The sequence below is a fragment of the Actinacidiphila sp. DG2A-62 genome, from assembly GCF_035825295.1.
GTDB lineage: Bacteria > Actinomycetota > Actinomycetes > Streptomycetales > Streptomycetaceae > Actinacidiphila.
Window position 1 is genome coordinate 1,307,548 of sequence record NZ_JAYMGI010000002.1, and the last position, 26,011, is coordinate 1,333,558.

Below are 26,011 nucleotides of genomic sequence, written 5' to 3' on the forward strand. Positions count from 1 at the left end.
ACGGCGGGGTCCAGGACAGCCGCCGCGGCGGTCCGGCACCGGTCCGGCAGCGTTCCCGCGGCGGGCCGGCGCCGGTCCCGCGGCGCGTCGGCAGCCGCCCGAATGCGGTCCGAAGACGGTCCGAAGACGGTCGGAACGCGGTCCGAAGGCGCTCCGGAAGCGGCGCCGCGCCCGACACGAACCGGCGAAAGTTGGCCGAAACCGTACGTCACGTCACCGGCGCCCCCGCCGCCGCTCACCTCACGTGGGCCGCGCCCGCCGCTCGCCCCGCTCCTGTCCCCCGCCTCACGCCTCGGCGGCGCCGCTCCTGCTGCCCCCGCCGCTGCCGCTGCCCGGACCGGTGTAGTCCTCGCCGTAGGCGCCCGGGGCGGGACGGCGGCGGCGCAGCGGCGGCTCGACGCCGTCGGCCAGCCGCCGGGCGGTGAGCAGGAAGCCGGTGTGGCCGATCATCCGGTGGTCGGGCCGGACCGCGAGGCCCTCGACGTGCCAGGTGCGCACCATGGTCTCCCAGGCGGCCGGCTCGTTGAAGTTGCCGTGCTCGCGGATCGCCTCGACGGTGCGGGCGAGCTGGGTGGTGGTGGCGACGTAGGCGCACAGGATGCCGCCGGGCACCAGCGCCTTGGCGACCGCCTCCAGGCACTCCCAGGGGGCGAGCATGTCCAGGATGACGCGGTCGACCTCGGTGTCGGACAGGTTGTCCTGGAGGTCGCCGACGGTGAGCTGCCAGGCCGGGTGCGGCCCGCCGAAGTAGCGCTCGACGTTCTGGGTGGCGATCTCCGCGAAGTCCGCCCGGCGCTCGTAGCTGTGCAGCATGCCCTGGTCGCCGATCGCCCGCAGCAGGAAGCTGCTGAGCGACCCCGAGCCGACGCCGGCCTCCACGACGCGGGCGCCGGGGAAGATGTCGGCCATCGCCAGGATCTGCCCGGCGTCCTTGGGGTAGACCACGGCGGCGCCGCGGGGCATGGACAGGACGTAGTCGGGGAGCAGCGGGCGCAGCGCGAGGTAGGCGACGTTTCCCGTGGTTCTGACGACACTGCCCTCGGGGGCGCCGATCAGCTCGTCGTGCGGGAAGGCGCCCTTGTGGGTGTGGAACTGCTTCCCTGCTTCGAGCGTGAAGGTGTAGTGGCGTCCCTTGGGGTCGGTGAGCTGGACCTGGTCCCCGACTCTGAAGGGCCCGCGACGGCGGGCGGCACCGGTCGGTTCGGACATGCGCTCACCTTACCGGCTCACCGGCGGCCGTCCTTCCGGCGGCGGGCGGGCCGGTTACGGCGCGGTGTCCCTGGACATGGCGGCGAGGAAGGCGCGTTCGACGTCGGCGGTGGACAGCACGCCGTAGATCTCGCCGGTGTCCTCCACCACCAGGTACTCGGTGGAGGGCTCGGCGCGCAGGGCGTCGAGGAGGTCCTCGCCGGCCAGCTCCGCGGAGACGCGCATGCCGGGGGTGAGGTCCTGGGCGAGGCCGCTGACCGCGACCCAGGGGCGGCGGTGCTCGGGGACGCCGACGATCGCGGACTCGCGGACCAGCGCGGTGGGGGCACCGCGGCCGTCGACGACGACCAGGGCGCGGGCGCCGGCCTCGTTGGCCCGGCGCAGCGCCTCGGACAGCGGGGTGTCGGAGTTCACCGGGACGGCCCGCCGGGTCAGGGTGCGGGCGCGCAGGCCGGGCAGCCGCTCGCGCAGCCGGGCCATCCGCAGGCTGTTGCCCGCGCCGGTCCAGATGATCGCGGCGAGGATCGCGGCCAGCAGCGCGTCGGTGAGGGAGTCGGCGCTGGAGACGTTGTCGCCGCCGTCCAGCCCGCCGCGGTAGGACAGCGTGGGCAGTCCGATCAGCACGGCGAGGGCCAGCGCCCGGCCGACCCAGGCGGCGGCGACGGTGCCGGTCATGGCGCTGCCGCTGACCTTCCACACCACCGCGCGCAGCATCCGGCCGCCGTCCAGCGGCAGCCCGGGCAGGAAGTTGAAGATCGCAACGATCAAGTTGCTGACCATCAGCCCGGCCAGCAGCACCCCGGGCACGGTGTCGCGGTCGACCAGGCGCATGCCGCCGAAGAAGGCGCCGGCCAGCACCAGGGAGAGCAGCGGTCCGACGAAGGCGAGCACGAACTCCCGGCCGGGGGTGTCGGAGTCCTTCTCGATCTCCGAGACGCCGCCGAAGAACTGCAGCTGGATGCGGCGCACCGGCAGCTTGAAGCGCAGCGCGGCCACTGTGTGGGCCAGCTCGTGCACTAGCACCGAGGCGTAGAAGGCGACCGCGAAGAACAGCGAGACCAGGTAGCGGGCCCGGCCGAGCTCGGGCAGCACGGTGTCGAGCTGGCCGCCGAAGACCCAGGTGATCAGCGCGGCGACCAGGAACCAGCTGGGCGCGACGTAGATGGGGACGCCGAAGAACCGGCCCATCAGGATGCCGCCGCCCGGCTCCCGCGGCTGTTTGCCGGAGTCGCCGTCGCCCTCCTGCCCCGGATCGCGGGTGTTGTCCGACGGCGGCTTCCCGCTCTCGCTCACTGGTTCCCCTCGTTCGAAACAGACCCTCGTACCGATCATGCGGCACGAGGGGTCCCGCGACCATGCTATTGCGCTGCCGCTCGCGGGTGGGGGCCGCGGTGCGCTTCTCCCCCGCGAGGTCGCGGCGCGGGGCCGCGCGGCCGGGGGTGCGGCCACGGCGGGGCCCGGGGCGCGACCGGGGCGCGGGGGCCGCGCGGCGGTCGTGTCGGCGCGCTGTCGGTGGCAGGCAATAGGGTCGTGTGCCATGGAGATCCCCGCCCAGAGTCCGTCGCCGGACGCCGCGCCCGCGCGGCCCGCGCCGCCGCGGCCGCCGTCGTCGCTGTCGCCGTCGCGCGCCGCGGACTTCATGCGGTGCCCGCTGCTGTACCGGCTGCGGGTGATCGACCGGCTGCCGGAGAAGCCGAGCGCCGCGGCGACCCGCGGCACGGTGGTGCACGCCGTGCTGGAGCGGCTGTTCGACGCGCCGGCCGCCGACCGCACCGCGGACCTGGCCCGTTCGATGGTGGCCGGCGAGTGGGAGCGGCTGCTGGCCGCCCGCCCGGAGCTGCGCGGGCTGTTCACCGCGGCCGAGGGCGCGGCCGACCCGGCGGCGCTGGAGGAGTGGCTGCGCAGCGCCGAGCGGCTGGTGGACCGCTGGTTCACGCTGGAGGACCCCACCCGGCTGGAGCCGGCCGAACGCGAACTGTTCGTGGAGACCGTGCTGGAGTCGGGGCTGACGCTGCGCGGGTACGTCGACCGGCTGGACGTCGCGCCGGCCAGCGGCGACCTGCGGGTGGTGGACTACAAGACCGGCAAGGCCCCGCGCCCGGAGTACGCCGACGAACCGCTGTTCCAGATGAAGTTCTACGCGCTGGTGCTGTGGCGGCTGCGCGGGGTGGTCCCGCGCCGGCTCCAGCTGGTCTACCTGGGCAGCGGGGACGTGATGACCTACGACCCGTCCGAGGCGGATCTGCGGGCCGTCGAGCGCAAGCTGCTGGCGCTGTGGGAGGCGATCACCGAGGCGACCCGCAGCGGCGACTGGCGGCCGCGCCGCTCGCCGCTGTGCGGCTGGTGCGACCATCAGGCGGTCTGCCCCGAATTCGGCGGGACTCCCCCGCCCTACCCCCTGGTGGAAATCTCCGGGGCGCCGCCGGCCGTCGGCGAGAATGGTCCGGTCTAGGGCGTGTCGTGCAAAGGAGAACCCGTGGCTATTCGCGTCCTGCTCGTGGACGACCAGCCGCTGCTGCGCACCGGCTTCCGGATGATCCTGGAGGCCGAGCCCGACCTCGCCGTGGTCGGTGAGGCCGGGGACGGCCAGCAGGCGCTGGACCAGGTCCGGGCGCTCCAGCCCGACGTGGTGCTGATGGACATCCGGATGCCGCGGATGGACGGCGTCGAGGCCACCCGGCAGATCACCGGCCCCGACCGGGCCGGCCCGGCGAAGGTGCTGGTGCTGACCACCTTCGACCTGGACGAGTACGTGGTGGAGGCGCTGCGCGCGGGCGCCAGCGGCTTCCTGCTGAAGGACGCGCCGGCCGCGGAGCTGGTGCAGGCGATCCGGGTGGTGGCCGCCGGCGAGGCGATGCTCGCGCCGAGCATCACCCGGCGGCTGCTGGACAAGTACGCGGGCCGGCTGCCGTCCGGCGAGGAGGCGGTGCCGCAGCCGCTGCACTCGCTGACCGAGCGCGAGGTCGAGGTGCTCAAGCTGGTCGCCCGCGGCCTGTCCAACGCGGAGATCGCCGCGGAGCTGTTCGTCAGCGAGACCACCGTGAAGACCCACGTCGGCCACGTGCTGACGAAGCTGGCGCTGCGCGACCGGGTGCAGGCCGCGGTGTACGCCTACGAGAGCGGGCTGGTGCGCCCCGGCGCGGGCTGAGGCTTAGCGCCGGGGCGGTGCCGCCGGGGTTCCGCGTGCTACTCCGCCGAGACGCCGCGGCCCAGCTCCCAGAACTGGGTGGTCGAGGAGGCGTTGAGCGCCCACTCGGTGCCGGTGATGTCGCTGCGCGCGGCGATGTACTGCTTGCCCTGCCACAGCGGCAGCAGCGGCACGTCGTCGGCGATCAGCTTCTGCGCCTGCTCGAAGTCCTGCACGGCGCTGCTGCGCTGGGTCTTCTGCCGGGTGCTGGGGATGATCTGGTCCCGGATGCGGGTGTTGACGTAGGCCAGGTTGAGGAAGTCGTCCTTGCCCAGGAACGGCGCCAGGTAGTTGTCCGGGTCCGGGAAGTCGGGGAACCAGCCCATGCCGAACACCTGGTACTTGTGCGCCCGGTAGGCCGCCTTGTAGGCGTCCCAGTCCGAGACGCCCTGGAGCGTCACCTTGAACAGCCCGCCGGACTCCAGCTGGTTCTTCAGCAGCTCGAACTCCGCTTTGGTGGCCTCGCCGTAGTGGTTGGTGGTGTACGACAGCGTGAGCGGCACCGGGGTGTCGATGTTCGCGCTGTCCAGGTACTGGCGGGCCCTGGCCAGGTTCGGCTCGTCGCCGTAGGCGTCGAAGAACGAGTTGGTGTGGCCGGTGATGCTCTGCGGGACCATCGAGTACAGCGGCGTCGTGGTGTGCTGGTAGACGTCCTTGGTCAGGCTCTGCCGGTCGACCAGGTTGGCCACCGCCTTGCGCACGGCGAGCTGCTTGACCGTGGGGTCGGCGGTGTTGAAGACCAGGTACCGGATCTCGGTGCCGGGCGCCTCGGTGAGCTTGATCTGCGAGTTGCTGCCGTCGGACAGGTCGGAGACCTGCTCGGGCGTCATGGTCCGGCTCATCACGTCGATGTCGCCCTTGGTGAGGGCGGTCTGCATGGCCTTGGCCGTGGTGAAGAAGCGCAGCTCGATCTTGCTGTTGTTCAGCTTGATCGTGCCCTTGTAGTGCGGGTTCTTCACGAAGACCGCGCTCTTGCCCGCCGAGAAGGACTTCAGCTCGTAGGGCCCCGAGCCGATCACGCTGTATCCCGGGTGGATCTTCGTCGCCTCGTACGCCTGGCCGTCCACGATCGCGGCGGCCGGGGTGGAGAGCTTGAACGGGAAGGTCGAGTCGGGGCCGGTCAGGTGGAAGACCACGGTCGACGGGTCCGGGGTCTCCACCTTGTCGACGTTGCTCAGCAGGCTCGCCGGACCGTTGGGATCGTTGATCTTGATCATCCGGTCGATGGAGAACTTGACGTCCTCGGAGGTGATCTTGTCACCGTTGGAGAACGTGAGGCCGCTGCGCAGCGTGCAGCGGTACTGCTCGCCCTGGCTGTCCGTGAAGTGGCACTCCTTGGCGGCCTCGGGCTGCGGCTCGGTGCCGCTACGGGGCAGGCGCAGCAGCATCTGGTACGTGTTGTTGAAGATGTTCCAGCTGCCGATGTCGTACCCGGTCGCCGGGTCGAACGGCGCCGGGTTGTCCTTCGACATCTGGAACGTGTCCGTCGTACCGACCACGATGGCTCTGCCGCCGTCCCCGCTGCCGCCGCCGGAACCACACCCGGCGAGCGACAGGGTTGCCATGCCTATCAAGGCCGGCGCAACGAGCAGCTTACGGTTCATCCTCGACGTTCTCCCTTGTCCGTGCTGATCACCCCGTCACACCACGGCCGAGCTCCCAGAACTGCGTGGTGGTGGAGGAGTTGAGTGCCCATTCGACGCCGGTGATGTCGCTGCGCGAGGCGATGTACTGCTTGCCCTGCCACAGCGGCAGCATCGGCACGTCGTCCGCGACGATCTGCTGCGCCTGGCCGAAGTCCGAGCTGGCGGTGCTGCGCTGCGCCATGCGGCGCGTCTCCGGCAGGATCTGGTTCTGAATCCGCGCGCTCTGGTACGGCAGATTCAGGAAGTTGTCCTTGTCGAAGAACGGTGCGACGTAGTTGTCGGGGTCCGGGAAGTCCGGCAGCCAACTGATCGCGAAAATCTGGTACTTGCGCTGAGAGGCGGCCTTCAGGAAGGCGCTCCACTCCTCGCTCTGTGCGGTGACGTCGAACAGCCCGGACTTGTTGAGCTGGTCGGCGATCTTCTCCGCCTCCGCCTGGTTCTTCGTACCGCCGTTGTCGCGGCGGTAGTTGATGGTCAGCGCGACCTTGCCGGTGATGCCGGCGGCGTGCAGCTTCTGCCGGGCCGCGGACACGCTGGGGGTGGGGTAGGCGGAGAAGAAGGAGTTGATGTGCCCGGTGATGCCCTGCGGGACCACCGAGTACAGCGGGTCCGCGGTGCGGTCGTAGACGTCGCGGGTGATCGCCTGGCGGTCGATGACCTCGGCGATCGCCTGCCGGACCGCCTTGCTCCGCAGGTCGCCCGAGGCGGTGTTGAGGAACAGGTAGCGCGCCTCGCCGCCGGGCGACTCGGTGAGCTTGAGGTTCTGGTCGCCGCTGGACTGCAGTTCCTGGATCTGGTTCGGCGCCAGGGTGCGCGACATGACGTCGATGCCGCCGTCCTTGAGCGCGGACTCCATCTTCCCGGAGTCCGTGAACATCTTCAGTTCGACCTTGCTGTTGTTGAGCTTGAGCAGGCCCTTGTAGTTGCCGTTCCTGGTGAACTCGGCGGACCGCAGGTCGTGCTCGCCGTCCTCGGTGACCGAGCCGAGCGTGTACGGGCCGGAGCCGACCAGCTTGAAGCCGTCGTACGGCTTGGCCGCGTCGTAGACCTTGCTGTCCAGGATCGCGGCGGCCGGGGTGGCGAGCTTGGCCGGGAAGGTGGCGTCGGGGGCCTTCAGCTGGAAGACCACGGTCTTGTCGTCGGGGGTGTTGACCGACTTCACGCCGGATATCAGCGAGGCGGGACCGGTCTGCCAGTTGATCTTCTGCATGCGGTCGACCGAGAACTTCACGTCCTGCGAGGTCATCGCGTCGCCGTTGGAGAACTTCAGGCCGTCGCGCAGCGTGCACTGGTAGGTCAGGCCCGAGGTGTCGGTGTAGTGGCAGTCGCTCGCCGCGTCCGGCGTCGGCGTGGTGCTGCCGCGCGGGTAGGTCAGCAGCATCTGGAAGGTGTTGTAGAAGACGTTCCAGGTGGCGCTGTCGTAGGAGGTGGCGGGGTCCAGCGGGGCGGGGTTGTCCTTGGTGAGCTGGATGCTGTCGGTGGTGCCGACGACGATGGGTTTGCCACTGTCGCCGCTCCCTCCGCCGGAGCTGCCGCACCCACTGATCAGGGGTGTCATGACGCCCAGGAGGGCGGGCAGCACCAGAAGCCTGCGGTTCATCGTCGTCGTTCTCCTCTTGCCTCGCACAGGTGCCGATGACGCCTTCGGCATCGCGCTGTCGTGCTCGTCGTGCCCGGTGGTGCGGGTCGTCCCGTGTCGCGTGCGGGCGCCGGCCCAACTCCCGGGCCGCTTGCGGGGTTGCGGCCGAAAGCGGCCGACCCGGGCAGGCCGGTGAAGGTGGGCGCGGAGGAATCGTCGCACGGGGTCACCGCAGGTATTCCAGCACACTCCGCACGCACGCTCGGGCGACGATACCGAGGTTGCCGGTGATCAGCACCAACGGGTCGACAACGTTCGGGTCACACCCGCCCGCGGGGCCCAACCGGTCACGCTGCGTGCGGTGGCGTGTTCGCAGCGCTCGGAGCGACGGCCACCGCGGGCCGGTGACGCGGACGCGGGCTCAGGACGCGGCGCGCAGGAAGGAGTGCAGCAGCGGTACGGTCAGCTCCTCCAGCGAGCGCAGGACGGTCACACCCGGCGCGGGCTCGATGGGCGCGACCGAGGGCACCGCGACCACCTGGCAGCCGGCCGCCCGAGCGGAGGCCACGCCGGTCGGGGTGTCCTCGACCACCACGCAGTCCGCGGGGGCGGCGCCCAGGCGGGCCGCGGCGGTCAGGTACGGCTCGGGGTGCGGCTTGGTGCGGGTCACCTCGTCGCCGGACAGGGTGAAGGAGAAGTGCTCGCGGCCCAGCGAGCGCAGCATGGCGTCGATGGTGGTCCGGTAGGACGCGGAGACCAGCGCGGTGGGCACGGAGTGCGCGGTCAGCTCGGCGAGCAGCCGGGCGGCGCCGGGCATCAGCGGGGCGCCGCGCTCGACCAGGCGCTCGAAGCGGGCGTTGATGGCCACGGTCAGCTCCGGCAGGGCCGCGGTGGTGCCGGTGACCTCGATCAGGTGCCCCACGCTGCGGGACATCGGGCCGCCGACCACCACCGAGCGGTGCGCGTCGTCCAACACGTGCCCCAGCTCCGCGAAGACCTCGCTCTCGGCGGTCCACCACAGACCCTCGGTGTCCACCAGGGTGCCGTCGAGGTCCAGCAGGACGGCGGCGGGCCCGCGCCGGCCGGCCGTGCGGACGCCCGCGACGGGCATGCTGCTGGTCATAGGCGCCACTCCTCGGCCGTCGGGGGGCACGAAGGCCGGTCGCCGGGCCCCGCGGACCTGCGGGGAGGCGACCGGCCTGTGCCGGACCGTCCAGTGTACGTCGCCGGGCATCGCCGCGCCGGACGGCGCGGGAACGGCCGGCGACGGGCCGCTCAACGGGCGTTGAAGTACGTGGCCTCCGGGTGGTGGATGACGATCGCGTCGGTGGACTGTTCGGGGTGCAGCTGGAACTCCTCGGACAGCTTCACGCCGATCCGCTCGGGCTCCAGCAGGTCGGCGATCTTGGCCCGGTCCTCCAGGTCCGGGCAGGCGCCGTAGCCGAGCGAGAAGCGGGCGCCGCGGTACTTCACCGCGAACATGTCCTGCATCTCCCCCGGGTCCTCGCCGGCGAAGCCCAGCTCGCCGCGGACCCGGGCGTGCCAGTACTCGGCCAGCGCCTCGGCCAGCTGCACGGACAGGCCGTGCAGCTCCAGGTAGTCGCGGTAGGCGTCGGCGGCGAACAGCTCGCCGGCCGCCTCGGAGACCCTGCCGCCCACGGTGACCACCTGGAAGCCCACCACGTCGGTCTCCCCGGACTCCTCGGGCCGGAAGAAGTCCGCCAGGCACAGCCGCCGGCCGCGGCGCTGCCGGGGGAAGGTGAAGCGGGTCCGCTCGGTGCCGTCCTCGTGCAGCACGATCAGGTCGTCGCCCTTGGACACGCACGGGAAGTAGCCGTAGACCACCGCGGCCTCCAGCAGGTTCTCCGACTGCAGCCGGGTCAGCAGGCCGCGCAGCCGGGGGCGTCCCTCGGACTCCACCAGCTCCTCGTAGGACGGCCCGCTCGCGCGGGACTGCTTCAGGCCCCACTGGCCCTTGAACAGCGCGCCCTCGTCCAGCCAGGAGGCGTAGTCGGCCAGCTGGATGCCCTTGACCACCCGGCTGCCCCAGAACGGCGGGGCGGGCACCGGATTGTCGGTGGCCACGTCGGAGCGGACCTCGCCGAGGTCCTCCGGCTCCGGCTCGTGCTGCGGTCGCCGCGGCACCCGGCGGGCTTTCAGCTCGGGCAGCGCCGCGCCGGGCACGCCGCGCTTGATGCCGATCAGCGCGTCCATCAGCCGCAGCCCCTCGAAGGCGTCGCGGGCGTAGCGGACCTCGCCGGCGTAGACCTCGTGCAGGTCCTGCTCGACGTAGGCGCGGGTGAGGGCGGCGCCGCCGAGGATCACCGGGTAGTCGGCGGCGAGGCCTCGCTGGTTCAGCTCCTCCAGGTTCTCCTTCATCACCACGGTGGACTTCACCAGCAGGCCGGACATCCCGATGACGTCGGCGCGGTGTTCCTGCGCGGCGTCCAGGATGGCCGCGACCGGCTGCTTGATGCCGAGGTTGACGACGTTGTAGCCGTTGTTGGACAAGATGATGTCGACCAGGTTCTTGCCGATGTCGTGCACGTCGCCGCGGACGGTGGCCAGCACGATGGTGCCCTTGCCGCCGCTCTCGTCGGACTTCTCCATGTGCGGTTCCAGGTAGGCCACCGCGGACTTCATCACCTCGGCGGACTGCAGCACGAACGGCAGCTGCATCTGGCCGGAGCCGAACAGCTCGCCGACGGTCTTCATGCCGGCCAGCAGCGTCTCGTTGACGATGTCCAGCGCCGGGCGCTCGGCCAGCGCGGCGTCCAGGTCCTCGGTCAGGCCGTTCTTCTCGCCGTCGACGATCCGGCGCTGCAGCCGCTCGTCCAGCGGCAGGGCCAGCAGCTCCTCGGCGCGGCCGGCCTTGACCGACTTGGTGTCGACGCCCTCGAACAGCTCCATCAGCCGCTGCAGCGGGTCGTAGCCCTCGCGCCGGCGGTCGTACACCAGGTCCAGGGCGGCCTCGCGCTGCTCCTCGGGGATGCGGGCGATCGGCAGGATCTTGGAGGCGTGCACGATCGCGGAGTCCAGGCCGGCCTTCACGCACTCGTCCAGGAACACCGAGTTGAGCACCACGCGGGCCGCGGGGTTGAGGCCGAAGGAGATGTTCGACAGGCCCAGCGTGGTCTGCACGTCGGGGTGCCGGCGCTTGAGCTCGCGGATCGCCTCGATGGTGGCGACGCCGTCCTTGCGGGACTCCTCCTGGCCGGTGCAGATGGTGAAGGTCAGACAGTCCACCAGGATGTCGGACTCGCGGATGCCCCAGTTGCCGGTGAGGTCGGCGATCAGCCGCTCGGCGATCTCGACCTTCTTCTCCGGGGTGCGGGCCTGCCCCTCCTCGTCGATGGTGAGCGCGACCAGGGCGGCGCCGTGCTCGACGGCGAGCCGGGTGACGCGCGCGAAGCGGGAGTCCGGGCCCGCGCCGTCCTCGTAGTTCACCGAGTTCAGCACCGCCCGGCCGCCGAGCTTCTCCAGGCCGGCCCGCAGCACGTCGACCTCGGTGGAGTCCAGCACGATCGGCAGCGTGGAGGCGGTGGCCAGGCGGCCGGCGATCTCGGCCATGTCGGCGACGCCGTCCCGGCCGACGTAGTCCACGCACAGGTCCAGCAGGTGGGCGCCCTCGCGGATCTGCTCGCGGGCCAGCTCCACGCAGTCCTCCCAGCGGCCCTCCAGCATCGCCTCGCGGAACTTCTTGGAGCCGTTGGCGTTGGTGCGCTCGCCGATGGCCAGGTACGAGGTGTCCTGGCGGAACGGCACGGTCTGGTAGAGCGAGGCGGCGCCGGGCTCGGGGTGCGGGTCGCGCTCGGCCGGCGTCAGGTCCCGTACCCGCTCCACCAGGTGGCGCAGGTGCTCGGGGGTGGTGCCGCAGCAGCCGCCGACCAGCGACAGGCCGTACTCGCGGACGAAGGTCTCCTGGGCGTCAGCGAGCTGGACCGGGGTCAGCGGGTACGAGGCGCCGTCGCGGGCGAGGATCGGCAGGCCGGCGTTGGGCATGCAGGACAGCGGGATGCGCGCGTGCCGGGCCAGGTAGCGCAGGTGCTCGCTGTACGCCTCGGGGCCGGTGGCGCAGTTCAGGCCGATCATGTCGATGCCGAGCGGCTCCAGGGCGGTCAGCGCGGCGCCGATCTCCGAGCCGAGCAGCATGGTGCCGGTGGTCTCCACGGTCACCGAGACCACCAGCGGCAGGTCGGCGCCTGCCTCGTCCATGGCGCGGCGGGCGCCGAGCACGGCGGCCTTGGTCTGCAGCAGGTCCTGGGTGGTCTCCACGACCAGGGCGTCGGCGCCGCCCTCGATCAGCCCGGCGGCGTTGGCCTGGTAGCCCTCGCGCAGCACCGCGTACTCGGTGTGGCCGAGGGTGGGCAGCTTGGTGCCCGGGCCCATCGAGCCGAGCACCCAGCGCGGCCGGCCGTCGGCGGCGAAGCCGTCGGCGACCTCGCGGGCGATGCGGGCGCCGGCCACGGACAGGTCGTAGACTTGGTCGGCGATGTCATACTCGCCCATCGCGCTGTGGTTGGCGCCGAAGGTGTTGGTCTCCACGCAGTCCACGCCGACCGCGAAGTACGCCTCGTGCACCGAGCGGACGATGTCCGGGCGGGTGAGGTTGAGGATCTCGTTGCAGCCTTCGAGCTGCCGGAAGTCGTCGAGGGTCGGCTCCTGCGCCTGGAGCATGGTGCCCATCGCGCCGTCGGCGACGACCACGCGGGAGGCGAGCGCCTCCCGGAGGGCCGCGGCCCGTTCGTTGCCGGTCGCGGCCGGCGGGGCGGTGGCGCCCGCGGCCGGTGCGGCGGAGGCGGCGGAGGCGGACGACTGCGGGTACGGCGAGGCCATGGGGCTGCTCCCTGGAATGCGACGGCTGTCGGCTATGCGCGTCCCGGTCCCGGGCGTCCGCCCGGCGCCGGAGCACGCACCCCGCCAGGGTAGCCGTCAAGGCCGCGACGGCTCGAAGCCATTCCGAGGAGCGGACGGGTGGTGCCGGAAGGTGTCAGAATCGTCCCTGCGAGTATGAGAGTCGACAATGTCGACCACGCACGGCGGTCCGCGCCGTGCCCGCAGACCCCTGGGAGTGCGATCGATGCCCGGTCCCATCCAGTCGCTCGAACGCGCCGCGGCAATCCTGCGCCTGCTGGCGGGCGGTGAGCGCCGGCTGGGCCTGTCCGACGTGGCCTCCTCGCTGGGCCTGGCCAAGGGCACCGCGCACGGCATCCTGCGCACCCTGCAGCAGGAGGGCTTCGTCGAGCAGGACCCGGTCTCGGGCAAGTACCAGCTGGGCGCCGAGCTGCTGCGGCTGGGCAACAGCTACCTGGACGTGCACGAACTGCGGGCCCGCGCCCTGGTGTGGACCGACGACCTGGCCAGGTCCAGCGGCGAGGCGGCGTACCTGGGCGTGCTGCACCAGCAGGGCGTGCTGATCGTGCACCACGTCTTCCGGCCGGACGACAGCCGGCAGGTGCTGGAGGTGGGGGCGATGCAGCCGCTGCACAGCACCGCGCTGGGCAAGGTGCTCGCGGCGTTCGACCCGGTGGCGCACAGCGAGGCGGCCGAGGGCGAGCGGGCGGCGCTGACCGCGCGCACGGTCACCGCCGCCGCCGACTTCGAGGCGGTGCTGGACCTGGCCAGGGCGCGCGGCTGGGCGGCGGACCTGGAGGAGACCTGGGACGGCGTCGCCTCGGTCGCCGCGCCGGTCTACGACCGCCGCAGGATGCCGGTGGGCGCGGTGGGCATCACCGGCGCGGTGGAGCGGGTGTGCGACGCGGACGGCATCAGGTCCCGGCTGGTGGCGGCGGTGCGGGACTGCGCGCGGGCGGTCTCCCGCGACCTGGGCGCCGGGCGCTTCTGAAGTCCGGGGCGCCCCGGGTTCGGACCCGCCCGGGGGCGCGTCCGCGCGCCCTCCTCGTCCGGTCGGCCAGGCGGCCCTTGACTGGTCGGTCACACAGCTCTTGACCCGCTGACATCCGGCGAGCAAGACTGCCAAACAGCGGTCGACAATGTCGAACACCGGACGGGACCGGAACGCCGCTCATGGACGAAGACAAAGGAGTCGCTGTGTCCCATGGCCATATCGTCGTAGGCGAGCTCTTCGGCACCGCCGTGCTGATCCTGCTGGGCGGCGGCGTCTGCGCGGCCGTCACCCTGAAGAAGTCCAAGGCCAAGGACGCCGGATGGGTGGCGATCTCCTTCGGCTGGGGCCTGGCCGTCCTCGCGGGCGCCTACATCGCCAACGGCTACTCGGGCGGCCAGCTCAACCCCGCGGTGACGCTCGGCGTCGCGATCAAGAGCGGCGAGTGGGGCGACGTGCCCTTCTATCTGATCGGCCAGTTCGCCGGCGCGATCATCGGCGCGTTCCTGGTGTGGGTGGCCTACATGGGCCAGTTCCAGGCGCACCTGACCGACCCCGAGGTGGTCAAGGGGGCGGAGGGCGACCCCGCCGGGCCGGCCACCGACGACCCGAAGCTGCCCGGCGGCCCGGTGCTCGGCGTGTTCTCCACCGGCCCGGAGATCCGCAACCCGGTGCAGAACCTGCTCACCGAGATCATCGGCACCGCCGTGCTGGTGCTGTTCATCCTCACCCAGGGCATGACCAAGGGCCTGGCCCTCAACGGCCTGGGCATCCTGCTGACCGCGCTGCTGGTGGTCGGCATCGGCCTGTCGCTCGGCGGCCCGACCGGCTACGCCATCAACCCGGCCCGCGACCTGGGCCCGCGTATCGTGCACAGCCTGCTGCCGCTGCCGAACAAGGGCGGCTCGGACTGGGGCTACGCGTGGATACCGGTGGTCGGCCCGCTGGCCGGCGCCGCGATCGCCGGCGGCCTGTACCGGCTGGCCTTCACGTAAGACCGGCGCGCCGCCCCGCCCACTCCTGCCACCCGACCCCAGCGCACCCCTCCGAGGAGCACCACCGTGACCGAGACCCCCGCGAAGCAGCCCGCCGCGCACGGATCGCACGGCAGCGGCCCGTTCATCGCCGCGATCGACCAGGGCACCACCTCCAGCCGCTGCATCGTCTTCGACCGCGACGGCCGGATCGTGGCCGTGGACCAGAAGGAGCACGAGCAGATCTTCCCCCGGCCCGGCTGGGTGGAGCACGACGCCGCGGAGATCTGGGCCAACGTCCAGGAGGTGGTGGCCGGCGCCATCGGCAAGGCCGCCCAGGACGTGCCCGGCTTCACCCCCGCCGACGTCAAGGCGATCGGCATCACCAACCAGCGCGAGACCACCCTGCTGTGGGACCGGCACACCGGCGAGCCGGTGCACAACGCGCTGGTCTGGCAGGACACCCGCACCGACGCGCTCTGCCGCGAGCTGGGCCGCAACGTCGGCCAGGACCGGTTCCGCCGCGAGACCGGCCTGCCGCTCGCCTCCTACTTCGCCGGCCCCAAGATCCGCTGGCTGCTGGACAACGTCGAGGGGCTGCGCGAGCGCGCCGAGGCCGGCGACATCCTCTTCGGCACCATGGACTCCTGGGTGATCTGGAACCTCACCGGCGGAGTGGACGGCGGCGTGCACGTCACCGACGTGACCAACGCCTCGCGCACCCTGCTGATGAACCTGCACACCCTGGACTGGGACGAGAAGATCCTCGCCTCCATCGGGGTGCCCGCCGCGGTGCTGCCCGAGATCCGCTCCTCCTCCGAGGTCTACGGGACCACGAGCGTCGGCGGGCTGGCCGACGTGCCGGTGGCCTCCGCGCTCGGCGACCAGCAGGCCGCGCTGTTCGGCCAGACCTGCTTCGGCAAGGGCGAGGCCAAGTCCACCTACGGCACCGGCACCTTCATGCTGATGAACACCGGCGGGACCCCGGTGAACTCCTACAACGGCCTGATCACCACGGTCGGCTACCGGATCGGCGAGGACGCGCCGGTCTACGCGCTGGAGGGCTCGATCGCGGTCACCGGCTCGCTGGTGCAGTGGATGCGCGACCAGATGGGCCTGATCAGCACCGCGGCCGAGATCGAGACGCTCGCCTCCTCGGTGGCGGACAACGGCGGCGCGTACTTCGTGCCCGCCTTCTCCGGTCTGTTCGCCCCCTACTGGCGGGACGACGCTCGCGGCGTGATCGCCGGGCTGACCCGCTACGTCACCAAGGCGCACATCGCGCGGGCGGTGCTGGAGGCCACCGCCTGGCAGACCCGCGAGATCGCCGACGCGATGACCAAGGACTCCGGCGTCGACCTCACCTCCCTCAAGGTCGACGGCGGCATGACCTCCAACAACCTGCTGATGCAGACGCTGGCCGACTTCCTCGACGCGCCCGTGGTGCGCCCGATGGTCGCCGAGACCACCTGCCTCGGCGCGGCCTACGCGGCCGGCCTCGCGGTCGGCTTCTGGCCGGACACCGACGCGCTGCGGGCGAACTGGAAGCGGGCGGCCGAGTGGACGCCGCGGATGGACGCGGACCAGCGCGACCGCGAGTACCGGAACTGGCTCAAGGCCGTCCAGGCGACCATGGGCTGGATCGAAGAGGAGCACTGAGACACACCATGACCACCCTGCACGCCGTCCCGGCCCTCGGGACGCATCCGACCTCCGGCGCCAACCCCGGCCGGGCGCAGACCCGTGACCTGCTCGGCCGCGCCACGTTCGACCTGCTGGTGATCGGCGGCGGCATCCTCGGCATCACCACCGCCTGGCATGCCGCGCAGTCGGGGCTGCGGGTGGCCATGGTGGACGCGGGCGACTTCGCCGGCGCGACCTCCTCGGCGTCGTCCAAGCTGCTGCACGGCGGCCTGCGCTACCTGCAGACCGGCGCGGTGCGGCTGGTCGCCGAGAACCACGTCGAGCGGCGCGCCGTCTCTCGGGACGTCGCGCCGCACCTGGCGAAGCCGCTCACCTTCTACCTGCCGGTGTACAAGGGCGGCCCGCACGGAGCGGCCAAGCTCGGCGCGGGCGTCTTCGCGTACTCCGCGCTGTCGGCGTTCCGCGACGGCGTCGGCCACGTCATCACCCCGGCCCGCGCGGCGCGGGACGTGCCGGAGCTGCGCACCGAGAACCTGCGCGCGGTGGCCGTCTACGAGGACGGCCAGATGAACGACGCGCGGATGGCGCTGATGACGGTGCGGGCCGCGGTGGACGCCGGGGCGGTGGTGCTCAACCACGCCGAGGTCACCGGGCTGCGCTTCACCTCCGGCCGGGTGACCGGCGCGGAGCTGCGGGACCGGCTGGACGGCGCCGAGTTCGGCGTGGACGCCCGGCTGGTGCTCAACGCGACCGGGCCGTGGGTGGACCACCTGCGGCGGATGGAGGACCCGGCCGCCGCGCCGTCGATCCGGCTGTCCAAGGGCGCCCACCTGGTGCTGCGCCGCACCGCGCCGTGGCAGGCGGCGCTGGCCACGCCGATCGACAAGTACCGCATCACCTTCGCGCTGCCGTGGGAGGACATGCTGCTGCTCGGCACCACGGACGAGGCGTACGAGGGCGACCCGGCCGATGTGCGGGTCACCGACGCGGACATCGCGCAGATCCTCGACGAGGCGTCGCTGTCGGTGCGCGACCGGCAGCTGTCCCGCGACCTGATCACGTACTCCTTCGCCGGGCTGCGGGTGCTGCCCGGCGGGCCGGGCGACACCGCGAAGGCCAAGCGCGAGACGGTGGTGACCGAGGGCCGCGGCGGCATGCTGTCGGTGGCCGGCGGCAAGTGGACCACCTTCCGGCACATCGGCCGCACGGTGATGGACAAGCTGGCCGCGCTGCCCGGACACCCGCTGTCCGAGGACATGGAGCCGATGGACCGGCTGCCGCGGCACGCGCCGCTGCCCGGCTTCGCCAGCCCCGGCGCGGTCGCCCACCGGCTGCTGGTCGACGGCGCCGCGCCGGGCCCGCGGATGGCCGCGGACACCGCGCGCCACCTGGCCGGGCACTACGGCTCGCTGGCCTTCGACATCGCCCGGCTGGCCAACGAGGACCCGCGACTGGCCGAACGCGTCCACCCGGACGCCCCGGAGATCTGGGCGCAGGTCGTCTACGCCCGCGACCACGAGTGGGCCGAACAGGTCGACGACGTGCTGCGCCGCCGCACGACGCTGACCGTGCGCGGCCTGGACACGCCCGAGGTGCGGGCGGAGACGGCCCGGCTGCTGGCCGAGCGCGCCCGGGACTGAGCGGGGGCTGGCTCGGGGACTGACTCGGGGGCCGGACCGGGGTTGGTCCGGGTCCACCAGGGACTGAACCGGGACTGACCCCGGACCGAACCGGGGCCGGTCCGGTGCTGGGCCGGGGCCGGTCCGGGGTTACTGCGGGTCGGTCACGCCGGTCAGGGCGTCCAGCTCGGCGAAGAGCACGGCGGGTTCGGTCCCGCCGTGCTCGGCGAGCAGCGCCCGCCAGCGGTCGCGGCCCTCGCGCCAGTACGCCGCCGGGTCGCCGCTCGCCACCGCCCGGAGGGTACGGGCGGGCAGTTCGGCCTCCGCGGCCCGGGACGGGGTGAGCCAGTGCGCGGTGCTGTGCTCGGCGAGTCGGGCCATCCACAGCAGGTGGCGGGCGGCGTGCGCGAGCGCGTCCTGCGCCCGCAGCCGCTCGCCGCGGGCGGTGACGTGCAGGGCGAGCACCAGCCAGTTGGCGAACCGGCCGCACAGCTCGGCGATCTCGTCCGGCGCGCGGGGGATCGCCGGCCGCTGCGGGAGCGCGGCGAGCACGGGTGCGAGCAGTCCGTCCCGGTCCACCACGAGCATCCGGTCCACCGGCGCGCCGCGGTGCGGCCAGTGCGCGACCGACGCGATGTCCGCGGTGGTCGCGAAGTGGAACTCCCCGCGCACCGGGCCGGGGAAGAACGCGACGTGCGTGCCGAACTCGTTGCGCACCACCAGCCGGGCCGGCGCCACCCGCGCGCACCAGGCGGCCGGGTCGACCTCGGCGTGCCGGTCCGGCCGGAAGAACAGCCAGAACTCGACGTCGCTGTGCGCGTCCCCCTCCCCCGCGGCGAACGATCCGTACATCAGGGCGGCGCCGAGCCGGTCGTCGCCCTCGCACAGCTCGCGGGCGCGGGCGATCAGTTCGTGCTGGATCACGCGGGACAGTATGGATGGTGGCCGGAAACAGCCGCACCCGGTTTGCCGTGGCATCGGTGGGCGGGCGCCACGGCGGCGCATAATGGCCGAAAGACATCGGAGGGCTGGCCGCGGGCGCCGGGGCCCGCGACACGGGGAGCAGCGGACATGGCGGTCACCGACGAGGCGATCGGGAAGATCAAGGAGATGATCGTCTCCGGCGCGCTGCGGCCGGGCGACCGGCTGCCGAAGGAGAGCGAGCTGGCGGCCGAGCTGGGCCTGTCCCGCAACTCCCTGCGCGAGGCCGTGCGCGCGCTGTCCCTGATCCGCGTCCTGGACGTGCGCCAGGGCGACGGCACCTACGTCACCAGCCTGGACCCGCAGCTGCTGCTGGAGGCGATGAGCTTCGTGGTGGACTTCCACCGCGACGACACGGTCCTGGAGTTCCTCGCGGTGCGCCGCATCCTGGAGCCGGCCGCGACCGCGATGTCCGCGGCGCTCATCTCGCAGGACGCGCTGGACGCGCTGGAGAACGCGCTCGACGCGCTCGGCCAGGAGCCCTCGGTGGACGAACTCATCGCCTCCGACCTGGAGTTCCACCGGGGCGTCGTCCGGGGCTCCGGCAACTCGGTGCTGGTGTCGCTGCTCGACGGGCTCTCCGGGCCCACCACCCGGGCGCGGATGTGGCGCGGGGTCACCCAGGACGACGCGGTGAGCCGCACGCTGCGCGAGCACCGCGCGATCCTGGCCGCCCTGCGCGACCGCGACGCGGAGACGGCCCGCGCGTGGTCCACGATCCACATCGCCGGCGTCGAACAGTGGCTGCGCGCGAGCCGGTGACCCGGGGCCGCGGTCACCGCCCCGCGCGCGCGGCGTGCGCCGCGGCGTGTGCCGCGACCGTCGCCGCCAGCGGCAGCGGCACGTCCTCGGCCAGCAGCCCGCGCTCGACCAGCGCGTGCCACAACGCGTCGGGGACGTCCCGGCCGAACAGCTCGGCGTTGTCGCGGACCTCGGCCGCGCTCGCCGCGCCGACCAGCGCGCAGACCACCGACGGGTGGCCGAACGGGAAGCGCAGCGCCGCCGCGCGCAGCGGCACGCCGAACTCCTCGCACACCGCGGCGAGTTCCCGCGCCCGCCGGACCAGCTCCGGGGGCGCCGCCGCGTAGTCGTACGGCGCGCCGGGCCGCGGGTCGGCGAGCAGGCCGGAGTTGTACACGCCGCCGACGACGACGCGGGTGCCGCGCCGCTCGCACACCGGCAACAGGTCGTCCAGCGCGGTGCGTTCCAGCAGGGTCCAGCGGCCGGCGCACAGCACCACGTCGAGGTCGAGGTCGGCGACCAGGCGGGCCAGCACGTCGCTGCGGTTCATCCCGAAGCCGATCGCGCCGACGACGCCCTCCTCGCGCAGCGCGGCCAGCGCGGGGAAGCCGGTCGCGTACACCTCGTCCAGGTGGTCCTCGACGTCGTGCAGGTAGACGATGTCGACGGCGTCCACGCCGAGCCGCCGCAGCGACGCCTCCAGGGTGGCGCGGATGCCGTCGGCGGAGAAGTCCCAGACCCGGGCCCTGGGCGGGACGTCCACGAAGCCCTGGCCGTCCGGCGCCTCGCCGGGCGCCAGGTCCCGCAGCCGCCGGCCGACCTTGGTGGACAGCAGGTACGAGCCGCGGTCGCGCCCGGCCAGCGCCCGCCCGAGCCGCTCCTCGGAGCGGCCCAGCCCGTAGTGCGGCGCGGTGTCGAGGTAGGTGCGCGCGCCGCCGGAGGTGTCGAAGGCGGCGTCGACCGTCGCCCGCGCCTCCTCCTCGCCGATCGCCCGGTAGAGGTTGGCCAGCGGAGCGCAGCCCAGGCCGAGCCGGGGCAGTGCGGGTACGGGCATGGGGTCGTCCTCTCCTCTCGTCCGCGCACGGTCGGGAGGATCATCGCACCGCGTCGCGCGCATCGTCACGCGCATCGTCACGCGCCCCGCACCACCAGACATCGGATCTCTGGTCGGTGATCCGGCCGACCACCGGGCGACCGGGCACGACGCGCCGGGGATCTGCCCGGACCGGGCCGGGCGACCCGCCGTCGCGGTTGGGGCCCGGCGGGCGGTACGCCGTAGGCTGGTGCCGCACGGCAGGCGGCGGCACGGAAAGCGGCGCGGACCTGCGAACAGCACAGCAGCCGGACGGGGACGGCACCGCCCCCTCCGGTCGGAAGGAGGCGCTGGGTGATCGAGCTCGAGGGCGTGCCCGAGCTGATCGACCCGGTCATGGTGGCCGCGTTCGAGGGCTGGAACGACGCCGGGGACGCAGCATCCACCGCGGTCGGCCACCTGGACCGGGAGTTCAAGGGCGAGGTCTTCGCCGCGCTCGACGCGGAGGACTACTACGACTTCCAGGTCAACCGGCCCACGGTGTGGATGGACGGCGGGACCCGCAAGATCACCTGGCCGACGACCCGGCTGTCGGTGGTCCGCGTCCAGTCGCCCAGGCCCAGGGACCTGGTGCTGGTGCGCGGCATCGAGCCCAGCATGCGGTGGCGTTCCTTCTGCAACGAGATCCTCGGCTTCGCGCACGAGCTGGGCGTGGAGATGGTGGTGGTGCTCGGGGCGCTGCTCGGCGACACCCCGCACACCCGGCCGGTGCCGGTCACCGGCGTCACCTCCGACGCCGACCTGGCCACCGCGCTGAATCTGGAGGAGTCCCGGTACGAAGGCCCCACCGGCATCGTCGGCATCCTCCAGGAGGCGTGCACCCACGCCGGCATCCCCGCGGTCAGCCTGTGGGCGGCGGTTCCGCACTACGTCTCGCAGCCGCCCAACCCCAAGGCGACGCTGGCGCTGCTCAACCGGCTGGAGGATCTGCTGGACCTGCGCATCCCGCAGGGCGAGCTGCCGGAGGACGCGCGCGCCTGGCAGGTCGGCGTGGACCAGCTGGCGGCCGAGGACAGCGAGGTCGCCGAGTACGTCCAGACGCTGGAGGAGGCCCGCGACACCGCCGAGCTGCCCGAGGCGTCGGGCGAGGCCATCGCCAAGGAGTTCGAGCGCTACCTGCGGCGCCGCGACCCCGGCGACTACGCGACCTCCGAGGGCGGCGACGGCGTCCCGCAGTTCCGCGACCGCACCCCGCCGGCCCGTGACACCGCGGATACGTCGGACGCCTCGAAGGACGCGGGGGACGCGGCGGACGCCCCCGACGACGTCCGGGACGCCCGGAGCGCCGACGACGGCGACGGCGACGGCGAGGCGGCCGAGGCGGACCCCGGCGAGGATCGTGGCCGCGACCGCGGCGGCGAACGCGACGGCGAACCCGGCGAGGACCGCGGTCAGGACGGCGACACCGCCGGCTGACGCCGCACCCGGGCCGTACGCCCCCGGCCGTGCGGCGCCCCTCGGATCGTGCGGCAGCCGCGCCCGCACGGCTCCGGTGGGCCCCGCCGCACGCGCACACCGCGCCCGCGCACGAGCGGCGCCCGCCTCCCCGGCGGGCGCCGCTCGCCGCTGTCGGAACCGGAAGCGCCGGCGCGCGTACCGGACCGCGCCGCCGCGCCTAGAGCGCCACTCCCAGCAGCGCGTCCACCGCGCGGGAGGCCAAGCCCGGCGCGCCGGTGTCCGTGCCGCCGCCGGCGGCCTGCGCCGCCGCCCACGCGTCGACCGCGGCCAGCGCGCGCGGCGCGTCCAGGTCGTCGGCCAGCGCCTCGCGGATCTGCTCGACCAGGGCGTCGGCGGGCGGCCCGTCCGGCCGGGAGACCGCGGCCCGCCAGCGGCCGAGCCGTTCGACCGCCTCGGCGAGCACCGCGTCCGTCCACTCCCAGTCCGACCGGTAGTGGTGGGCGAGCAGCGCGAGCCGGATCGCCGCCGGGTCGACGCCCTCGCGGCGCAGCGTGGAGACGAAGACCAGGTTGCCCTTGGACTTCGACATCTTCTCGCCGTGCAGCGCCACCATGCCGGCGTGCACGTAGGCCTTGGCGAAGGGGTAGTCGCCGGTGAGCACCTGGGCGTGCGAGGCGCCCATCTCGTGGTGCGGGAAGGCCAGGTCGGAGCCGCCGCCCTGGACGTCGAAGCCCATGCCGAGGTGGTCGAGCGCGATCGCCACGCACTCGATGTGCCAGCCGGGCCGGCCCCGGCCCAGCGAGGCGCCGTCCCAGCTCGGCTCGCCGGGGCGGGCCGCCATCCACAGCATCGGGTCCAGCGGGTTCTTCTTGCCCGGCCGGTCCGGGTCGCCGCCGCGCTCGGCGGACAGCGCCCGCATCGCGGCGGCGTCGAGCCCGGCGACCTTGCCGAAGTGCGGGTCGGCCTCGACCGAGAAGTAGACGTCGCCGTCCAGGTCGTAGGCGGCGCCCGCCTCCCGCAGCCTCTCGACCAGCGGCACGATGCCCGGTATGGCCTCGACCGCGCCGATGTAGTGCGCCGGCGGCAGCATCCGCAGCGCGGTCATGTCCTCGCGGAACAGCGCGGTCTCGCGCTCGGCGAGCGCGGTCCAGTCGTCGCCGGTGGCCACCGCGCGCTCCAGCAGCGGGTCGTCCACATCGGTGACGTTCTGCACGTACTCCACCTGGCGCTTCGTGTCCAGCCACACCCGCTGCACCAGGTCGAACGCGTTGTAGGTGGCCGCGTGACCGATGTGGGTGGCGTCGTAGGGCGTGATCCCGCAGACGTAGATGCGGGCGACCGGACCGGGGTCGACGGTGACGGGACCGCCGGTCGAGGTGTCGTGGAGACGGAGGACGCGTCCGGCGCCGGGAAGGGCGGGGACGTCGGAGGCTGGCCAGGCATGCATGAGAGGAGACTAACCGGACGACCCGGCAGCAAAACGGCGGGGAGCAGCGACGACGCCCTGTCGGCCCCGGTCCGGCGGCCCGCGGGGCCCGCGCCCCCGACCGGCCCCGACCGCTGCCGGCGGGGCCGCGCGGTGCTCAGACCGGCGGCCAGGGGATGGCGGGCCACCCGCCGCCGGGCGAGGGGTGCCTGCCGGTCTCGCGCAGCCGGTCCACCCGCTCCCGCAGCGCGGCCGTCTCCGCCTCGGTGAGCAGCTCGGCCAGCCGGTCGCCGAGCGGTCCGCGCAGGTCCGCGGCGATCCGTTCGAGCACCGGTCCGGCCTCGTCCGGCAGCGGTTCGCCGGCCCAGCCCCACAGCAGGGTGCGCAGCTTGTCCTCGGTGTGGAAGGTGACGCCGTGGTCGATGCCGTAGAGCCGGCCACCGGCGGCGGGGAGCAGGTGGCCGCCCTTGCGGTCGGCGTTGTTGATCACCGCGTCCAGCACGGCTATCCGGCGCAGCCGCGTGTCGTCGGCGTGCACCAGCAGGGCGGTGCGGCCCTCCTCCAGCTGCGCCTCGGCGACCCGCTTCCAGCCGGGGCCGGCTCGCGGTCCTCGGTGAGCGCGAGCAGCGCGCCCTCCTCGTCGCCGGCCGAGTCGATCCACAGCTGCACCATGCCCTGGCCGTACGGGCCGTCGCGCAGCACGGTCGGCGGAACCAGCCCCCAGCCGGTGGCCTCGGAGACCAGGTACGCGGCGACCTCGCGCTCGGCCAGGGTGCCGTCGGGGAAGTCCCACAGCGGCCGCTCACCGGACACCGGCTTGTACACGCAGGCGACCGTACGGCCCTGGTGGGCGCACTCGCAGTACAGCACCGCGTTGGAGGCGTCCTGGACCCGGCCGCGCACGGTCAGCTCGCCGTGGGTCAGCGCCGCGATGTCCGCCGCCGGGTCCGCGGCGGGCTCCGCGGCCGGCTCGGCGCCGGCGCTCAGGCCGACCTCCGGTAACCGTTCTGACGCGGGCATACGTGTCCTTCCGGGTCCAGGGGCAGGCTGCACAGCGGACAGGGCGGCCGGCAGGCCGAGACGACGTCGAGGGCGCGCTTGGCGAAGGAGCGGGCCTGGGCGCCGGTGAGCAGCACCCGCAGCAGCGGCGGGCCGTTCTCCTCGTCCTGGAGCATCTCCTCCTCGGTGGCCTCCAGCTCCTCCTCGTCCTCGGCCGCGATCTCGACCAGGGCCTGGGCCTCGATGACCATCCGGTCGTGGGCGCCGTCCCATGCCAGCGCCATGGTGCCGACCCGGAACTCCTCCTCGACGGGGACGTCCAGGGGCGCGGTGTCGGACAGCTCGGCGGGCGCGACGGCCGGCACCGGCGCGTTGCCGCCGCTGCGCCGCACGACCTCGTCCAGCAGTTCGTCGATGCGCTCGGCGAGCGCCGCCACCTGGGTCTTCTCCAGCGCGACACTGGTGGTCCGGCCCTTGGCGGTGGCCTGCAGGAAGAACGTCCGCTGGCCGGGCTGGCCGACGGTCCCGGCGACGAAGCGGTCGGGGTGTTCGTAGAAGAAGACCTGACGCGGCACGCCTTGCTCCGTTTACTTGTCTGAACGGTGGGGAGTCCGTGGTGCTCAGCGGTGGTGCCGCCGGTCATCCACCCTACTGCGGAAGCCGATCACGAGGGGCCGGTGGAGCCTCCCACCACGGCGTCGCCCGCCGGGATCGCGGCGGCGCCGTCCCCGGTGGCGGGCGACGCCCCCTGCGGCGCGTCCGCGGGCCTGGGCGGGGGCGCGAGGCCGCTGAGGTCGCCGGTGTCGCCGAGCCGGAGCAGGAACGGCCGGTGCGGGGTGTAGCCGATCGCGGTGACCGAGCAGGGCGCCGCGGTGATGCGCTGGAAGAGGTCGAGGTGCAGCCCGAGGGCGTCGGCGACCAGCGCCTTGATGATGTCGCCGTGCGAGCAGAGCGCGTACACCGCGTCCGGGCCGTGCTCGGCCTCGATCCGGGCGTTCCAGTCGCGGACCGCGTCCACCGCCCGGGCCTGCATCGCGCGCAGGCTCTCGCCCTCCTCCCCGGGGAAGACGGCGGCCGAGGGGTGGCGCTGCACGGTCTCCCACAGCGGCTCGGCGGCGAGCTCGGAGAGCTTGCGGCCGGTCCAGTCGCCGTAGTGGCACTCGCCGATCCGCTCCTCGGTGTGCAGCGGCAGTTCCGGGCGGGTGTCCAGGAGCGGTCCGACGGTCTCCCGGCAGCGCTGGAGCGGGCTGCAGACGACGGCGGCCAGCGGCAGGCCGGCCAGCCGGGCGGCGAGCGCGGTGGCCTGGGCACGGCCGGTCTCGTCGAGGGCGACGCCGGGACTCCACCCGGCCAGCACCCCCTCCGCGTTGGCGGTGGAACGGCCGTGCCGGACGAGGATGACGGTGGGCATGTCCGCCACCGTAACCCTTGGGGCGCGCGGGCGTTGTGCTGGGTGACGGCCGTGGCGGGGAAGATCCCCCGAGCCCCCACCACGGCCGCGGAAAATCCCGGCGGATCGCGGCATCCGCGGCGCCGGGCACTCCTCGCTGCCGCCGCGCCTCGATAGGGTGCCGGTGCCAGTCGCCGCCGACCGCCGGGCGCGGCGTTGACCGCGGGCCCCGGTGGGCGTCGGGCGACGGGCCCCAGGGGCGTGAGGCCCCCGGGCGCCG

Annotated in this window: 19 protein-coding genes and 1 pseudogene; 8 read left to right on the top strand and 12 right to left on the bottom strand. The window is 73.3% G+C overall.

Features of this window, described 5'->3' with window-relative positions; translation table 11 throughout:
• Positions 1 to 285: 285 nt before the first annotated feature.
• On the bottom strand, positions 286 to 1,209 hold the full coding sequence (locus tag VSR01_RS06025; protein ID WP_326448242.1) for a tRNA (adenine-N1)-methyltransferase: 924 nt from the start codon (positions 1,207 to 1,209) through the stop codon (positions 286 to 288).
• Between the two features lie 54 nt (positions 1,210 to 1,263).
• Positions 1,264 to 2,541: a site-2 protease family protein gene (locus VSR01_RS06030; protein ID WP_442785403.1), complete on the bottom strand. Its 1,278-nt coding sequence runs from the start codon at positions 2,539 to 2,541 to the stop codon at positions 1,264 to 1,266.
• Between the two features lie 205 nt (positions 2,542 to 2,746).
• On the opposite strand from VSR01_RS06030, the gene VSR01_RS06035 reads away from it, so the two are divergent.
• A complete protein-coding gene (locus VSR01_RS06035; RefSeq protein WP_326448244.1) occupies positions 2,747 to 3,661 on the top strand; it encodes a RecB family exonuclease in 915 nt (304 codons plus the stop codon).
• A 24-nt stretch (positions 3,662 to 3,685) separates the two neighbouring features.
• Positions 3,686 to 4,357, top strand: a complete 672-nt coding sequence (locus tag VSR01_RS06040; RefSeq protein ID WP_326448245.1) for a response regulator transcription factor — start codon at positions 3,686 to 3,688, stop codon at positions 4,355 to 4,357.
• Positions 4,358 to 4,395: 38 nt separating this feature from the next.
• On the opposite strand, the gene VSR01_RS06045 is transcribed toward VSR01_RS06040, so the two are convergent.
• From VSR01_RS06045 to metH, 4 genes are all read right to left on the bottom strand, one after another.
• Entirely contained in the window at positions 4,396 to 6,000 is a 1,605-nt protein-coding gene (locus tag VSR01_RS06045; protein WP_442785404.1) for an ABC transporter substrate-binding protein, read from the bottom strand.
• Positions 6,001 to 6,028: 28 nt separating this feature from the next.
• On the bottom strand, positions 6,029 to 7,642 hold the full coding sequence (locus VSR01_RS06050; protein WP_326448247.1) for an ABC transporter substrate-binding protein: 1,614 nt from the start codon (positions 7,640 to 7,642) through the stop codon (positions 6,029 to 6,031).
• Positions 7,643 to 8,042: 400 nt separating this feature from the next.
• On the bottom strand, positions 8,043 to 8,744 hold the full coding sequence (locus tag VSR01_RS06055) for an HAD family hydrolase (RefSeq protein ID WP_326448248.1): 702 nt from the start codon (positions 8,742 to 8,744) through the stop codon (positions 8,043 to 8,045).
• Positions 8,745 to 8,896: 152 nt separating this feature from the next.
• Positions 8,897 to 12,457: a methionine synthase gene (gene metH / locus VSR01_RS06060; protein WP_326448249.1), complete on the bottom strand. Its 3,561-nt coding sequence runs from the start codon at positions 12,455 to 12,457 to the stop codon at positions 8,897 to 8,899.
• A gap of 244 nt (positions 12,458 to 12,701) precedes the next feature.
• Here metH and VSR01_RS06065 point away from each other — a divergent pair, with 244 nt between their 5' ends.
• The 4 genes from VSR01_RS06065 to VSR01_RS06080 all read left to right on the top strand — a co-directional run bounded on the left by VSR01_RS06065 (position 12,702) and on the right by VSR01_RS06080 (position 17,724).
• Positions 12,702 to 13,466 (top strand): IclR family transcriptional regulator, encoded by a 765-nt coding sequence (locus tag VSR01_RS06065; RefSeq protein ID WP_326448250.1) that lies wholly within the window; start codon positions 12,702 to 12,704, stop codon positions 13,464 to 13,466.
• A 206-nt stretch (positions 13,467 to 13,672) separates the two neighbouring features.
• Positions 13,673 to 14,461: an MIP/aquaporin family protein gene (locus VSR01_RS06070; RefSeq protein WP_326448251.1), complete on the top strand. Its 789-nt coding sequence runs from the start codon at positions 13,673 to 13,675 to the stop codon at positions 14,459 to 14,461.
• A gap of 66 nt (positions 14,462 to 14,527) precedes the next feature.
• On the top strand, positions 14,528 to 16,099 hold the full coding sequence (gene glpK, locus VSR01_RS06075) for a glycerol kinase GlpK (RefSeq protein WP_326448252.1): 1,572 nt from the start codon (positions 14,528 to 14,530) through the stop codon (positions 16,097 to 16,099).
• An 8-nt stretch (positions 16,100 to 16,107) separates the two neighbouring features.
• Positions 16,108 to 17,724, top strand: coding sequence for a glycerol-3-phosphate dehydrogenase/oxidase (locus VSR01_RS06080; RefSeq protein ID WP_326448253.1), 1,617 nt, complete (start codon positions 16,108 to 16,110; stop codon positions 17,722 to 17,724).
• A 129-nt stretch (positions 17,725 to 17,853) separates the two neighbouring features.
• Here the strand turns inward: VSR01_RS06080 and VSR01_RS06085 are convergent, their stop codons facing one another.
• On the bottom strand, positions 17,854 to 18,627 hold the full coding sequence (locus tag VSR01_RS06085) for a hypothetical protein (protein WP_326448254.1): 774 nt from the start codon (positions 18,625 to 18,627) through the stop codon (positions 17,854 to 17,856).
• Positions 18,628 to 18,774: 147 nt separating this feature from the next.
• Between VSR01_RS06085 and VSR01_RS06090 the strand changes: the two genes are divergently transcribed.
• The gene (locus VSR01_RS06090) at positions 18,775 to 19,446 is read left to right on the top strand and encodes a FadR/GntR family transcriptional regulator (RefSeq protein ID WP_326448255.1); all 672 of its coding nucleotides are present in this window, start codon (positions 18,775 to 18,777) and stop codon (positions 19,444 to 19,446) included.
• A 13-nt stretch (positions 19,447 to 19,459) separates the two neighbouring features.
• Here VSR01_RS06090 and VSR01_RS06095 read toward each other — a convergent pair whose 3' ends face one another.
• Positions 19,460 to 20,479 (bottom strand): aldo/keto reductase, encoded by a 1,020-nt coding sequence (locus VSR01_RS06095; RefSeq protein WP_326448256.1) that lies wholly within the window; start codon positions 20,477 to 20,479, stop codon positions 19,460 to 19,462.
• 333 nt (positions 20,480 to 20,812) lie between these two features.
• On the opposite strand from VSR01_RS06095, the gene VSR01_RS06100 reads away from it, so the two are divergent.
• Complete coding sequence (locus tag VSR01_RS06100) at positions 20,813 to 21,934, top strand: PAC2 family protein (protein ID WP_326448257.1); 1,122 nt, start codon at positions 20,813 to 20,815, stop codon at positions 21,932 to 21,934.
• 199 nt (positions 21,935 to 22,133) lie between these two features.
• On the opposite strand, the gene mshC is transcribed toward VSR01_RS06100, so the two are convergent.
• From mshC to VSR01_RS06120, 4 genes and pseudogenes are all read right to left on the bottom strand, one after another.
• Positions 22,134 to 23,363: a cysteine--1-D-myo-inosityl 2-amino-2-deoxy-alpha-D-glucopyranoside ligase gene (gene mshC / locus VSR01_RS06105; protein WP_326448258.1), complete on the bottom strand. Its 1,230-nt coding sequence runs from the start codon at positions 23,361 to 23,363 to the stop codon at positions 22,134 to 22,136.
• 136 nt (positions 23,364 to 23,499) lie between these two features.
• Positions 23,500 to 24,362, bottom strand: a pseudogene (locus tag VSR01_RS06110) (SCO1664 family protein).
• Entirely contained in the window at positions 24,326 to 24,916 is a 591-nt protein-coding gene (locus tag VSR01_RS06115) for a DUF3090 domain-containing protein (protein ID WP_326448259.1), read from the bottom strand. The pseudogene VSR01_RS06110 and the gene VSR01_RS06115 overlap by 37 nt, the downstream one beginning before the upstream one ends.
• Positions 24,917 to 25,005: 89 nt before the next feature.
• The gene (locus VSR01_RS06120; RefSeq protein WP_326448260.1) at positions 25,006 to 25,752 is read right to left on the bottom strand and encodes a histidine phosphatase family protein; all 747 of its coding nucleotides are present in this window, start codon (positions 25,750 to 25,752) and stop codon (positions 25,006 to 25,008) included.
• Positions 25,753 to 26,011 lie beyond the last annotated feature (259 nt).

Coding starts and splice junctions, on each gene's coding strand:
- VSR01_RS06025 (WP_326448242.1), bottom strand. CDS start 1,209: ATGTCCGAACCGACCGGTGCCGCCCGCCGTCGCGGGCCCTTCAGAGTC.
- VSR01_RS06030 (WP_442785403.1), bottom strand. CDS start 2,541: ATGATCGGTACGAGGGTCTGTTTCGAACGAGGGGAACCAGTGAGCGAG.
- VSR01_RS06035 (WP_326448244.1), top strand. CDS start 2,747: ATGGAGATCCCCGCCCAGAGTCCGTCGCCGGACGCCGCGCCCGCGCGG.
- VSR01_RS06045 (WP_442785404.1), bottom strand. CDS start 6,000: ATGAACCGTAAGCTGCTCGTTGCGCCGGCCTTGATAGGCATGGCAACC.
- VSR01_RS06050 (WP_326448247.1), bottom strand. CDS start 7,642: ATGAACCGCAGGCTTCTGGTGCTGCCCGCCCTCCTGGGCGTCATGACA.
- VSR01_RS06055 (WP_326448248.1), bottom strand. CDS start 8,744: ATGACCAGCAGCATGCCCGTCGCGGGCGTCCGCACGGCCGGCCGGCGC.
- metH (WP_326448249.1), bottom strand. CDS start 12,457: ATGGCCTCGCCGTACCCGCAGTCGTCCGCCTCCGCCGCCTCCGCCGCA.
- VSR01_RS06065 (WP_326448250.1), top strand. CDS start 12,702: ATGCCCGGTCCCATCCAGTCGCTCGAACGCGCCGCGGCAATCCTGCGC.
- VSR01_RS06080 (WP_326448253.1), top strand. CDS start 16,108: ATGACCACCCTGCACGCCGTCCCGGCCCTCGGGACGCATCCGACCTCC.
- VSR01_RS06090 (WP_326448255.1), top strand. CDS start 18,775: ATGGCGGTCACCGACGAGGCGATCGGGAAGATCAAGGAGATGATCGTC.
- VSR01_RS06095 (WP_326448256.1), bottom strand. CDS start 20,479: ATGCCCGTACCCGCACTGCCCCGGCTCGGCCTGGGCTGCGCTCCGCTG.
- mshC (WP_326448258.1), bottom strand. CDS start 23,363: ATGCATGCCTGGCCAGCCTCCGACGTCCCCGCCCTTCCCGGCGCCGGA.
- VSR01_RS06120 (WP_326448260.1), bottom strand. CDS start 25,752: ATGCCCACCGTCATCCTCGTCCGGCACGGCCGTTCCACCGCCAACGCG.